Annotated in this window: 14 protein-coding genes and 1 other annotated feature; of the genes, 3 read left to right on the top strand and 11 right to left on the bottom strand. The window is 38.9% G+C overall.

Annotated elements, in window-relative coordinates:
- Window positions 1-8 precede the first annotated feature (8 nt).
- Window positions 9-998, bottom strand: a complete 990-nt coding sequence (locus B3D94_RS11060; protein WP_069481838.1) for an MBL fold metallo-hydrolase — start codon at window positions 996-998, stop codon at window positions 9-11.
- An 86-nt stretch (window positions 999-1,084) separates the two neighbouring features.
- Window positions 1,085-1,298 (top strand) — a binding site (T-box leader).
- 46 nt (window positions 1,299-1,344) lie between these two features.
- Here B3D94_RS11060 and proC point away from each other — a divergent pair.
- Window positions 1,345-2,148, top strand: a complete 804-nt coding sequence (proC, locus tag B3D94_RS11055; protein ID WP_291757297.1) for a pyrroline-5-carboxylate reductase — start codon at window positions 1,345-1,347, stop codon at window positions 2,146-2,148.
- A gap of 48 nt (window positions 2,149-2,196) precedes the next feature.
- Window positions 2,197-3,207 carry an NADPH dehydrogenase NamA gene (gene namA, locus B3D94_RS11050; protein WP_069481840.1) on the top strand — a complete coding sequence of 337 codons (1,011 nt, stop codon included), beginning with the start codon at window positions 2,197-2,199 and terminating at the stop codon, window positions 3,205-3,207.
- Between the two features lie 49 nt (window positions 3,208-3,256).
- Here namA and B3D94_RS11045 read toward each other — a convergent pair whose 3' ends face one another.
- Window positions 3,257-3,535, bottom strand: a complete 279-nt coding sequence (locus B3D94_RS11045; protein ID WP_008178310.1) for a DUF1450 domain-containing protein — start codon at window positions 3,533-3,535, stop codon at window positions 3,257-3,259.
- 111 nt (window positions 3,536-3,646) lie between these two features.
- Window positions 3,647-4,528 (bottom strand): LysR family transcriptional regulator, encoded by an 882-nt coding sequence (locus B3D94_RS11040; protein WP_291757296.1) that lies wholly within the window; start codon window positions 4,526-4,528, stop codon window positions 3,647-3,649.
- A 117-nt stretch (window positions 4,529-4,645) separates the two neighbouring features.
- Between B3D94_RS11040 and B3D94_RS11035 the strand changes: the two genes are divergently transcribed.
- A complete protein-coding gene (locus B3D94_RS11035; protein ID WP_069481842.1) occupies window positions 4,646-5,671 on the top strand; it encodes a DUF2332 domain-containing protein in 1,026 nt (341 codons plus the stop codon).
- A 57-nt stretch (window positions 5,672-5,728) separates the two neighbouring features.
- Here B3D94_RS11035 and B3D94_RS11030 read toward each other — a convergent pair whose 3' ends face one another.
- The 8 genes from B3D94_RS11030 to B3D94_RS10995 all read right to left on the bottom strand — a co-directional run bounded on the left by B3D94_RS11030 (window position 5,729) and on the right by B3D94_RS10995 (window position 12,009).
- The gene (locus B3D94_RS11030) at window positions 5,729-6,295 is read right to left on the bottom strand and encodes an NADPH-dependent FMN reductase (RefSeq protein WP_069481843.1); all 567 of its coding nucleotides are present in this window, start codon (window positions 6,293-6,295) and stop codon (window positions 5,729-5,731) included.
- Between the two features lie 13 nt (window positions 6,296-6,308).
- Window positions 6,309-7,364, bottom strand: coding sequence for an LLM class flavin-dependent oxidoreductase (locus tag B3D94_RS11025; RefSeq protein ID WP_291757295.1), 1,056 nt, complete (start codon window positions 7,362-7,364; stop codon window positions 6,309-6,311).
- A gap of 16 nt (window positions 7,365-7,380) precedes the next feature.
- Window positions 7,381-8,322 carry a ring-cleaving dioxygenase gene (locus B3D94_RS11020; protein ID WP_291757294.1) on the bottom strand — a complete coding sequence of 314 codons (942 nt, stop codon included), beginning with the start codon at window positions 8,320-8,322 and terminating at the stop codon, window positions 7,381-7,383.
- Window positions 8,323-8,376: 54 nt separating this feature from the next.
- Complete coding sequence (locus B3D94_RS11015; protein WP_372429067.1) at window positions 8,377-8,781, bottom strand: MarR family winged helix-turn-helix transcriptional regulator; 405 nt, start codon at window positions 8,779-8,781, stop codon at window positions 8,377-8,379.
- Between the two features lie 137 nt (window positions 8,782-8,918).
- Window positions 8,919-9,539: a sporulation-specific diadenylate cyclase CdaS gene (gene cdaS, locus B3D94_RS11010; RefSeq protein ID WP_083244704.1), complete on the bottom strand. Its 621-nt coding sequence runs from the start codon at window positions 9,537-9,539 to the stop codon at window positions 8,919-8,921.
- A gap of 82 nt (window positions 9,540-9,621) precedes the next feature.
- On the bottom strand, window positions 9,622-10,998 hold the full coding sequence (locus tag B3D94_RS11005; RefSeq protein ID WP_291757293.1) for a DHA2 family efflux MFS transporter permease subunit: 1,377 nt from the start codon (window positions 10,996-10,998) through the stop codon (window positions 9,622-9,624).
- Between the two features lie 77 nt (window positions 10,999-11,075).
- Entirely contained in the window at window positions 11,076-11,657 is a 582-nt protein-coding gene (locus tag B3D94_RS11000; protein WP_291757292.1) for a TetR/AcrR family transcriptional regulator, read from the bottom strand.
- 121 nt (window positions 11,658-11,778) lie between these two features.
- Window positions 11,779-12,009: an acyl-phosphate glycerol 3-phosphate acyltransferase gene (locus tag B3D94_RS10995; RefSeq protein WP_069481848.1), complete on the bottom strand. Its 231-nt coding sequence runs from the start codon at window positions 12,007-12,009 to the stop codon at window positions 11,779-11,781.
- Window positions 12,010-12,093 lie beyond the last annotated feature (84 nt).

Raw genomic sequence — 12,093 nt, 5'->3', positions numbered from 1 at the left:
ATATAGTCCTACTTTCTTTTAAATAAATAGATACCTTCTTCTGTCTTCGTTGAAGTAATATAATTATTTGCCTCTAAATAATCTAAATGGCCCAACGTTTTGGACAGTGTTAAACCAAGCATATGCTGGAAGATAGCTGGATACAATCGTTTCGTCACTTGCACAACCGTTAATTGATCATCCCCTAGTAATTCACAAACTTTCATGGATTGCTGATGCTGTCTTTCTAGGCGTTTATCAATTAATATCGGAATGTCTTGTAGTTCAGCCCCATGTCCTGTATACATCATTTCGACAGGCAATTGACGTAAAATTTCTAGCGATTCATTATATTGTAATAACGATTTCGTGCGTCCCAATGAATGATCTAATGGTGGCTCAATTAAAGGGTTCGGCGTTATTTTTTCAAGTAATAAATCTCCGCCAATCACATGATGTGTTTGTTCATCCCAAAAAATAAAATGGCTTTGTGCATGCCCTAATGTTTCAATCGCCTTTAACCCTGGATGCCCAGGTACTTCATCTCCATCCGTCAAAATTTGTGTCAATGGACGTTCACCTACAAGCTCTAATTCGCGACGAACATGTACGCTTTTAGCAATATACTCTTGTGGCACCCCATGTTCAAATAAACATTCACTGTAAAATTGCTCGTGATAACGTAAAAAATCTTCATCATGACGAAGCCACTTATCATTATAGGCATGGCCTAAAATTTCAGCATGTGGAAAAGCATCGACCCATCCCGCATGATCAGGGTGATGATGGGTAAGCACAACTTGTTCAATATCTCGCATATCGTAGCCTGCAGCGCGAATCCCCCATTTCAGAGCATCATAGGCTTCTACCGTTTTTGGTCCAACATCAAAAATGCTAAGTGCATCACCTTTCACAATAAATGCATTGACATCTCCTACTTCATAGGGTGTTGGTATTTCTATTTTGTATATAGACAAAGTTGTCTCCCCCTTTTTACTCGCTAGTGAATACTGATTCATTCTATTTTACAAGTTTTTTCTGTTTTCGTCATCTTCCTGTTGACAGGTTGCTTATCCATCACTATAATTTTGAATAATCTAATTATTAATGTGCGTTGAAGAAACCAAGTACGTAATTGGTGAAGGTGTTAGAGAGTGTTACATTTGCTGAGAGTAACATCGCCCACTCCCATTACCGAACCTATTTCTGAGCAGTTATGCAAACATAACCGTCTCCCTTGCGATAAAAGGGCTAAGAGTTGTGCCAATATTGGCAAACAAAGGTGGTACCGCGGAAACAAAAGCGTTTTCGTCCTTCTAAATAAGGACGAGAGCGCTTTTTTATTTTGAACTGGAGGTTTTATTCATGAAAAAAATTTTATTTATCGGTGCGGGCTCAATGGCAGAGGCATTGATTCAAGGGTGGATAAAGCAAAAGGTATTTTCACCACAGGAAATTTACGTCACCAATCGCTCTGACAAAGAACGTCTACATTTTTTACAAGAAACATATGGCATTCACTGCATGTTTGATCAGGCCATTTATCGTCAGGCAGATCTGATCATTTTGGCGATGAAGCCAAAAGACGCAATTGCAGCGATGCGTGAGTTAAAACCGAAAATTACACCACAGTCTGCGATTCTGTCGATTCTAGCGGGTATTGGCATTGGTACGATTACTGAACTTTTAGGGAGCCGTCCAGTCGCACGAGTGATGCCTAACACGTCTGCCACTATTGGTATGTCCGCAAGTGGCATTGCATTCAATAACGAAGTATCCATCGCACAGCGTATTCTTTTTCTCCAGTTATTAGAGGCTGTTGGCTCTGTTATTGAAGTCGATGAGGATCAATTACATGCAGTCACAGCCCTTTCAGGTAGTGGTCCTGCTTATATTTATTATTTAATGGAAGCATTCGAGCGTGTAGGAACAGAGGTAGGTCTATCCAAAGATACAGTACGATTATTGATGACACAAACACTTGCAGGTACTGCCGAAATGCTCAAGCAATCCGAAGAGGAACCGGATGTTCTACGCAAAAAAGTAACTAGCCCAGGCGGAACAACAGAGGCAGGGATTCAAGCGCTAGAGCAATATCAATTTAATGAGGCGATTGAAGCTTGTATTAAAGAAGCAGAAGCACGATCTCGTTCACTTGCAAATGGATAACATTAGGTGCAAAATAGAGTTTATCACTAGGAATTAGGGGGCTTTATTTTGAGTAAATTATTCGAACCTTATCAATTACAATCCATTTCCTTAAAAAACCGTGTTGTCATGGCACCGATGTGTATGTACTCAGCCGAGGATGATGGTATGGTCACACCTTTCCATCAAGTCCATTATGCAACACGGGCAGCTGGGCAAGTAGGATTAATCATTATAGAAGCTACGGGTGTTGTACCAGAAGGTCGTATCTCCAACAAGGACTTAGGCATTTGGGATGACGCGCATATTGAAGGCTTACGTCAATTAGTAGAAGGCATGAAAGCATATGGGGCTAAAACAGGCATCCAGCTTGGTCATGCCGGACGTAAAGCAGCAATAGATGGCGAAATTTTTGCCCCATCAGCAATTGCCTTTAGTTCAGACTATCAAACACCTACAGCCATGTCTGAAGAGGACATTCATCATGTGATTGAAGCGTTTAAACAAGCGGCTATTCGTGCAGCAAAGGCGGGCTTTGATGTACTAGAAATTCATGGGGCACATGGCTATTTAATCAGTGAATTTTTATCACCTGCTACAAACAAACGTGAAGATCAATATGGTGGCTCACAGGAAAATCGCTATCGTATATTGCGTCAAGTCATCGATGCCATTCGCAGTGTTTGGGATGGGCCATTATTGGTACGTGTTTCTGCAGAAGATTACGCAGACGATGGCACTACAATGGATGATTTCATTGTCTTTAGCCGCTGGATGAAGTCACAAGGAGTAGATCTAGTAGATGTATCAACAGGTGGCGTTGTCCCTGCTGCTATCAATGTTTTTCCAGGTTACCAGGTTTCTCATGCAGAAGCCATCAAACATGGGGCTGATATCCCTACTGGTGCAGTGGGCCTTATTACAACAGCCATTCAAGCCGAAGAAATTTTGCAAAATAACCGTGCAGATTTAATTTTCTTAGCTCGTGTGTTACTCCGTGAGCCGTACTGGCCCCTCCATGCAGCTAAAGAATTAAGCGAAGAACTGCAACCACCCGTACAATATGTTCGTGGTTGGTAATCCTCTTTCCATAACAAAACAGCTTGTGCGTTCACAAGCTGTTTTTTAATTAGAACAGTGGATTTTGTTTGATTTCTTCATCAATAGCCTGTACTAATGCCTCCGCATCATCCGCAGTGACGATTTCTCCGTTCACAATAGCAAAAATACCTTGCTCACAGATTTCACAATGCGATGTACAACCCGATTCCTCCATCTCAATATCTTCACGTTCTAGTAAGACATCATATGCATCTGCCGCACCTAATGATAAATTCGTGATGCAAAACTCAACTCTATTTTTTAATGGCTGTGAATCTTTCTTCTTTTTAAAAAGAGAAAATACCATGTTTATTCCCCCTTACAAACTATCATCTATCATATCATAATGGGACACTGTCTATGAAAACCCTTACAAACATTTCACTCAGATTTCCCTCATTTTTGAACATCATGTGAATTATAAATAATTTCTAGTTAGTAATAGCTCTAGTAAGTCATTTGGAACATTTGTCGACTCTTTATAGAACAAGTATACGGGTACATTTGGCAATAAAAAACCTTCAAACGGTACAATATTAAAACGTCCCTCCATACGCTCTTTTCTTACAATCATACGAGGTAAAAAAGACATCCCTAACCCGTCTTTGATTAATCTTTTTACAACATAGGATTGGGAAATTGATACTTGCCTCGTTAAAATATAGTTTTCTCTTAAATTATGTAAAAGCTCATTCCAAATAGTTGGGTGATGATGCGTAAATAATGTATATGTTTGAAATAGCTCTTCATAATCGATGTAAGCCCCTGTTTCATCGTCATAAGCATCTAATGGAATCACTAATTCTAACGGGCTTTCAATAAGCAGCTCTTGATGCCAATGTCGATAGCGAGTTGGTAATAAGGAGATACCTATATGGGCTTGATGCTGATGAACTAAATCTTCAATTTTAGCTGAATCCTCCACTAAAATCGAAATTTCCAATGCAGGGTGATCATTGATAAATTGATACAAAACATGCGGTAAAATAGTTTCCACCATTAAAGGGGTCATAGCGATAATAACCTTTTCGTGAATGCCTTTACTGACTAAACGAATACGTTCAATACTTTGCTCCCACTGAAGGACCATTTGCTGTGCCTCTAGTTGAAAAAGCTTCCCGGCTTCAGTTAATTGGACACGGTTTCTTTCACGCTTAAACAATTGAACATGCAAAAATTCTTCTAACTGTTGAATGTGAACGGTGATACTTGGCTGTGAAAGATGAAGTTGTTGTGCCGCTGTTCGGAAATTACAAGTTTGAGCCGCTACAATAAAGGACTGTAACCATTTAAACTCCATGTATTCTCCTCCTTGATTACTATTTTTGATTAAGTTCATTACATATATTTAATTTACTAAATTATACAATAATAATAGACTGACTATTAAATAGATGATGCAAAAGGAGAGATATACATGTCTTATGCTACATTAAGTCGTCAATTTCGAATATTTGCCGAACAGGAATGTGTAGACTCTAGCCCCCTGTATGAACATTTAGCTAATAATATTGCTGTGGATGAGGAGCTATTAGAGATTGCCTCCATGATTCCACCCAATCAACCAGCACCCAATTTATTGTTGGCGGCTGTGCAATATTTATTGGGTTCCTTGAAAGATCCTTTAGCTAAGTATTACGCGTCTCTTACGGCAACTCCACTTCCCATTCAAGGGGTTTACCCTGTCTTTAAGGCATTTGTAATGACGCATACAGCACAGTTAAAATCATTGTTTCAAGAAAAACTTGTCCAAACCAATGAAATTCGACGTTGTGCCTATCTCTATCCTATGATGACTGACATTTATCACAAACATCAACGACCATTAGCCTTCATAGAAATAGGAGCAAGTGCTGGACTTCAGCTTGGTATGGATCACTACAATTATTGCTACAATCGTCAATTATCCATTATCAATACGAACAATGGATGTACCATATCCTCAGAAAACCGAGGGGAAACACTTCCTGCGACTGTGTCTAAGCCACCTGTTGTTTGTCAAAGGATTGGCATTGATTTAAATCCTATTGATCTCCGGCAAAAGGAAGAAAGTCAATGGCTGCAAGCTTTAATCTGGCCTGAACACCACGAACGTCGATTGTTGTTGAATGAAGCTCTCCCTATCTTTGGTCAATTAGATATTCAGTTCATAAAGGGTGATGCAATCCAACTGATCAAAGAGCTTAGTCAAACAATTGCGCAAGAGGCAATGTTAGTCGTTTATCATACACATGTCGCCAATCAAATGCCATTATCATTACGGCATGAATTAATGGAGCAGTTAAAGGAAATAAGCATGGTGCGACCTCTTTATCATTGCTATAATAATCTATTTGACTTACAGCTACATCAAGATTATATGCATCTTGGCACCATCGAGCCGATTCGTACAATGGAACGACCAGATGGGCATGCACGCTGGTTTAAATGGACCAACTGCTAGCATGTACAATAAAAAGAAACGCTGTGCCCTATTGCTACACAGCGTTTCTTTTAATCTTTAAAAATCGTATTCAGCATCCTTTTTCGCACGAATTTCTGCAAATGCGTCTGTTACCATTATAGTATCCTCTGCTAACCGTTCAAGACGGAAAAGAACATCATCATTGACAATTTCTTTGCGTAAAAAGTCTTTTTCTTCTATAAATACATAGGTTGGCACAATATGGGCCTTCATGTAAGCAAGAATCGGCTTTAATTGCTGCTCCACCATTAAGTAGTGCTTCGACGTACCTGCTGTGACCACAACACTGACCACTTTATCGCGAAAGGCATTGACTGGTAATAAGTCAAAGATATTTTTCAATGTTGCTGGAATGGATGCCTGGAATGTTGGCGTACCAATAACAATAGCATCCGCAGCCATGATGGTTTCTGTCACATATTTTGTATCGCCCTCATAGTCAAAATAATTACGTCCATCACTAAATACTAGTTGATAGTCAGAGAGATCCAGAAGCGTCACTTCATGCTCCGGATATTTTTTTTGGACCATTTCGACAAATTTATGCATAGCTGTTCTTGTTTTTGAGCCGATAATAGAACCGGCAAGTGCGACAATTTTCATGACTGTTCGCTCCTTATTTTGCTGTATATTTTTTCATTGCAGGAATAATGTCATTACCGATCATTTCAATATTTTTCATGATTTTATCGAATGGCACGCCTCCAAAATCAATTTGAGCCATAAATCGTTGCATGCCATAAAGCTCATATTGATAAAGTAATTTCTCAATAATTTGCTCCTTGCTTCCGACCATTATCGCATCCCGTGTATCTGTTGCTTGTGCAAATTGCTGCTTTGGATAGCCTCCCCCACGTATCGCTTGGAAACCACCATTTAAATGTGGATACATCCCTTGCAATGCCTCTTTTGTTGTATCGGCTACATAAAACAAGCTTGTTGTGGCAACTGGCAATTCATTTGGATCAAAGCCTTGTCGCTCTGCTGCTTCTCGATAAGCATCAACTGATGGCTTAAAGTTTACAGCTGGCCCACCTAGAGTCGTTAGCATCATGGGAATTCCCATATATCCTGCTTTTATCGCACTCGCTGGCGGCCCACCAACTGCACGCCAAATCGGTAATGAGCCGTTTTTTGGCTGCGGTAATATTTGAGCATTATGAAGTGGGGCACGGAATTGGCCCTCCCATGTCACAAGCTCTTCATCATTGATTTTCATGAGTAGCTCTAATTTTTCCTCAAAAAGTTCTTCGTAATCCTGTAAATCTACACCAAGCAAATGGTATGCTCCTACTCGTGAACCGCGTCCCGCCACAATTTCCGCACGACCATCTGATAATAAATCAATGGTTGCAAAATCCTCATAAACACGCACAGGGTCTGAAACACTTAACACAGTGGCAGAGCTGGATAGTTTAATTTTAGATGTTGCTTGCGCGATAGCACCTAACACGACAGTATGTGCCTGTGTTGTAAAATAAGATTGATGACTTTCACCAATTCCAAATACATCAATGCCCGCTTGCTCCGCTAATTGGCTAGCTTCAACTAGCTCTTTTAGTCGTTGCTGCGCAGAAATTCGTTCTCCTGTTAATGGGTTGGGAATATGGTCTCCTAAAGAATACAGTCCAAATTCAAGTCCTTGTGATTGATCAATACGATATTTTTCCATTATAAATTATCTCTCCTTATTCAAGCGGCTCTAGAATCGCTTCAATTTCTGCTCGTTTTTCTTCTAAAAATGGCGGAAGATCTAGCTCTTTTCCTAGTTCATCTACTGAGGAATCTACCGTAAACCCTGGGCCATCTGTCGCCATTTCAAATAGAATTCCGTTACGATCTCTAAAATAAAGACTTTGGAAATAATAACGATCAACAACACCTGTGCTAGTCAACCCTAGCTCTTTAATTTTTGTATCCCATTCTAGTAGCTCCTCGCCCGTTGCTACACGTATAGCGAGATGGTGAATACTCCCTTTACCTGGCTTTTCGCTTGGACCTTCTAATTCTTTAACAAGAATCTCACCAAGTACTTCTCCCTCTATCGATTGCAGAACTGTCCCTTGGTCATTTTCTGCAACAACAGTATAGTGAAATAAATCTTGTAGTAAATTTACAGTCCGTTGTAAATAACGCACCGTAATTTCAACTGTACCCATTCCTAAAATGCGATGCTCTTCAGGGATTTCATTGCCATCCCATGGTTGCCATTGAGTTGGCGTTTCCTGACCATGATGGTTTAATAACACCATTCTTAATCCTTCATGATCTTCAAAAAACAAGGCATCTTTCCCCGTATATGTGGTGATGTCACTATGTTCAACCTCGAGTTCTTGAAATCGACCTTTCCAATAAAGTAAACTCTCATAGCTTGGTACAAGTAGACCAATACGTGTTATCGCATTGGTTCCTCGCACTGTACGTCCCGCAACAGGCATCTCAAAAAATGTTAATTCTGTACCCGCCGCCCCTGTTAAGTCTCCATAAAATAAATGATACATAGATGGGGAGTCTTGATTCACGGTTTTCTTTACGCGTCGTAACCCTAAAATTTTTGTGTAAAAATGATTATTTTGTTTACCATTTTTCGTTAGCATGGAAATATGATGGTGCCCACTTAATTTGTTCATTTGACTGCTCCTCCTCTAAATCACTTGACTAAGCAAGTGATAGGGTAAAAAAAATTACGCAAGTGGCAATTTTTTTTCCTGACTATGCTTTTCCAGCTTTGTCATGACTTTATATAAAGTTTTCATTTCTTCATCTGTTAATACATCTTCAAAAAATGAGGATTGGAAGTGAAGCTGACTAGGTGTTGCTGCATCAATCATTTGCTCCCCTTTTGCCGTCAACGAAATCGCCTTCGTCTTCCAATTTTGCTTACGCTCAATCAGTCCCTCTTTTTCAAGTCTTGCTAGCATTCGAGACATTCCACCTTGTGTGACCGTTACTTTCTCTGCTAGTTGACATTGTGTAATAGGTGCATAGGTTTTAATTTGGATCAGCACATCAAATTGTGCTGTTGTTAGATCAAAACGTTTTAAAAATTCATTGGATAATTGATTACTTTGGGCTGTAAAGCGCATCATGCGAATCCAGGTTAAAGTACCTAATGTATGATTTTTCACGACTTTATCCTCCCTTCTGTTATCACTTTACCACGCAAGTGATAAAGTAGCAAGGAAAATATCTCGAATTTGAGATATTAAATAAATAGGGAATACCCCTATATGATCCCATGAGTGGTAATAGGATATAGATTTCCTTTAAAAGCAAATGAGATTCTCCCTGTTTCTTCTGATACAACCATAACAAGTGCATCACTGACCTCACTTAATCCCAATGCTGCACGGTGTCTTGTGCCTAATTTCCTTTCACCTGTATAGCGCTCTGACAGTGGTAATACATTTGCTGCCGATTCAATTTGATTATGATTGACTAATACAGCACCATCGTGAAGTGGATTGCCCGGGAAAAAAATAGATTCTACTAACGAATGAGTTAAGTCAGCACCTATATGAATACCAGGCTGAACTAGATTCTCCAAAGCGTCTTCTCGCTGGATCACAATTAATCCACCATGTCTTCTCAGCGACATATTTTGTACACTATGCGATAGTTCAGGATACTTTTCAGTAAACGGGGAAAGATAACAATTTAAATAAAACGTGGCTGCTTTCATTTCAATTGCCACAAATCTTTCTTTAATTTTTTCAAAATTGCCAAGGAGACAATTTGTATCAGTATCCATTTGTTGAACACTTTGCTGTAATGACATAATCACTTGGAGAAGCTCATCTTTTAATGTTTCTTTCATTGGTGAAAAATCACAATTTATTGGATTCACAAAAGGCACCTCTTTTTTATAAAAGTTTTTCTCTCTTAGTTTCCCTGGAAAAGCTATTTTTATGCGCCCCAGAAAGTTAGAGCTATGAAGCGTTCTTTTTCTCTAATAAGAAAGACAATATGAGTCCTATCATACTTAAAATGGTTGTCGCGAAAAAGGCTGAACGAATTCCATTTAGCATCGCATTTGCGGTGCCCATCTCTAGCTGAAGCGTAGTGACTGTGCTCATGATTGTAACTAATAACGCAGTGACTAATGCTCCTCCAACCATACGCAATGTGCTATTCATTGCTGTTCCATGTGCCATCAATGCTAGAGGTAAAGCATTCATACCAGCCGTTGTCAGAGGCATCATAATCATGGAAATGCCAAATGAAATCGTAGTAAATAGAAGTGCAAGTAACCAAAGACTCGTATTCATTGATAACCCTATTAATACACTAGACCCAAGCAAAATACAGGTAAATCCTACAAGTGCTAAGCCTTTACCCCCAACCTTATCGAAAACTTTCCCTGTTATTGGTGACATGATGCCCATCACTAATGCACCCATCAATAACACCACCCCCGTTTCAAGTGCGGTCAATTGACGTACATTTTGAATATAAAAAGTTAACAGTATTTGCGTACCGATCATAAGTGCATAGACTACGCTTGATAATATAGTTGTAATCGTGAAAATGGTCGATTGAAACACACGAAATTCAAGCATTGGTTGTGGTAAATGGAGCTGACGTCTAATAAATAGGACAAGCATAATGCTTCCCACTGCTAATGGTATCCAAACCTGAATTGTTAGAAACCCCACTGCTCCCGCTATACTGAAACCATATAACAAGCCTCCCCAACCAAAGGATGAAAATACGATAGAAAGACTATCTATCTGCCCCTCTTTTTTCGTCGTTACATTTTTCATAAAAATAGTTGCTACTGTTAGGACAATAACGGAGACTGGCAAGACCGTAAAAAACAAATGTCTCCATGTAAGGTGATCTAAAATCCAGCCTGCTAATGTTGGACCCACTGCTGGTGCAAAACCAGTTACTAGGCCTGCAAACCCCATAATTGAACCACGTTTTTCTTTTGCGTACATCGTTAATATAATGGTTTGCATTAAAGGCATAATGATCCCTGCACCGGATGCTTGAATGATTCTAGCAATTAATAAAACTGGAAAGGATGGCGCAAACGCACCTAAAAATGTGCCTACACTAAATAATGTTAATGCTACGATTAACAATAATCGGTTGGAAAAACGGCCGATTAAAAAAGCAGTTATTGGAATGAGAATACCATTTGTTAATAAATAAACCGTCGTGAGCCATTGAGCTAAATTGGCATCAATCTTGAAATCTTCCATGATTGGTGGCATGGCAATTAGTAATAATGTTTGATTAAGAATAGATACAAAGGCAGCAGATAATAGAATCGCTACAATTAAATTTCTTTTGTCGTTCATATTACATCCCCCTATTGTTAGTTAGTGATAACTAACATTTTATTTAAAAATATATAGCACTTTTAGTGAGGGAAAAGCTATACGCTTACTCCACTCACAAAAGTAGCTACGAATTGTTGAATAAAAGGTTCTTTTTGATCCTTTAAAAAATGATTGCCCCATAATGCATTGGTTACAAAAAAACCAAAGAGGCTCGTTAAAAAAACAATAGCCTGCCCATAAGTATCTATCTCTTTCAACGACCCTTGCGTAATTTGAGATTGGAAATAAGTAGACAATAACTTTTGTAGCTGTTGGGTTTGGGTATTCGAAATAGATTCCATTAGTTCAGGTAGTCTATCGCGATCTTGGGCTGCGATGAGAAAAATGGGTTTGTTTTTTTCCATATACGCTAAATATGTATGAGCAATTTGCTGAAGATCATTGTCGAGATTACCAGATAACTCTTCGGCAAAAAAACGTTCAAAGTACGGAATATATGAATGGGTTTGAAGTACCGCATGAAGAATACCCATCTTTGTTTCAAAATGACGAAAAACGGTCATTTCACTAACACCCGCAGTAGTGGCAATATCTTTTACCGAAACATTCGAATAGCCTTTTTCAGTCATTAAATCTGTAGCTGCCATAAGAATTTTCTCTTTTGTATCTTTTTTCACGCTCAATCCCTCCGAAATGTTAGTCATGACTAACAAAAATATAAACAACTTTCCCCTCCTTGTCAAAAAAAACGCGTTACCTCTAGAACTAATTTTCTACAGGTAACACGTATGTGTTGGCTTACATATGTCCAGCCCGTATTTTTCTCACAATACTAAAAGTCGTATATGTAGCAGCTGGTGCTAAGACGATAATAAAAATGATCCAAACTGTTAGATTATTTGTTGCTTTCAAAGTTTCATAATTTGTTATGACAAACATGATGAGACCGAATAATAATAAATAGCTCAGCACATTTGGGAAGATAACGATTAATCGTAATAGTGCTGGCGGCATCTTTTGCTGATTCATATTAACCACACCCCTTTTTTCAATTATAAGGGAAATAAGTGATTTATCGTACTACATTTTCCCTTTTAGATGCTATAAACAAAA

It is taken from the genome of Lysinibacillus sp. UBA5990 (genome assembly GCF_002429815.1).
GTDB lineage: Bacteria > Bacillota > Bacilli > Bacillales_A > Planococcaceae > Lysinibacillus > Lysinibacillus fusiformis.
The sequence above is the reverse complement of the archived record's forward strand: the minus strand, read 5'-3'. Positions and strand labels throughout refer to the sequence as shown.

Coding starts and splice junctions, on each gene's coding strand:
- B3D94_RS11040 (WP_291757296.1), bottom strand. CDS start 4,528: ATGGAGTTTAAATGGTTACAGTCCTTTATTGTAGCGGCTCAAACTTGT.
- proC (WP_291757297.1), top strand. CDS start 1,345: ATGAAAAAAATTTTATTTATCGGTGCGGGCTCAATGGCAGAGGCATTG.
- B3D94_RS11005 (WP_291757293.1), bottom strand. CDS start 10,998: ATGAACGACAAAAGAAATTTAATTGTAGCGATTCTATTATCTGCTGCC.
- B3D94_RS11060 (WP_069481838.1), bottom strand. CDS start 998: ATGAATCAGTATTCACTAGCGAGTAAAAAGGGGGAGACAACTTTGTCT.
- B3D94_RS11025 (WP_291757295.1), bottom strand. CDS start 7,364: ATGGAAAAATATCGTATTGATCAATCACAAGGACTTGAATTTGGACTG.
- B3D94_RS11045 (WP_008178310.1), bottom strand. CDS start 3,535: ATGGTATTTTCTCTTTTTAAAAAGAAGAAAGATTCACAGCCATTAAAA.
- B3D94_RS11030 (WP_069481843.1), bottom strand. CDS start 6,295: ATGAAAATTGTCGCACTTGCCGGTTCTATTATCGGCTCAAAAACAAGA.
- B3D94_RS11035 (WP_069481842.1), top strand. CDS start 4,646: ATGTCTTATGCTACATTAAGTCGTCAATTTCGAATATTTGCCGAACAG.
- B3D94_RS11015 (WP_372429067.1), bottom strand. CDS start 8,781: ATGATGCGCTTTACAGCCCAAAGTAATCAATTATCCAATGAATTTTTA.
- B3D94_RS10995 (WP_069481848.1), bottom strand. CDS start 12,009: ATGAATCAGCAAAAGATGCCGCCAGCACTATTACGATTAATCGTTATC.
- B3D94_RS11020 (WP_291757294.1), bottom strand. CDS start 8,322: ATGAACAAATTAAGTGGGCACCATCATATTTCCATGCTAACGAAAAAT.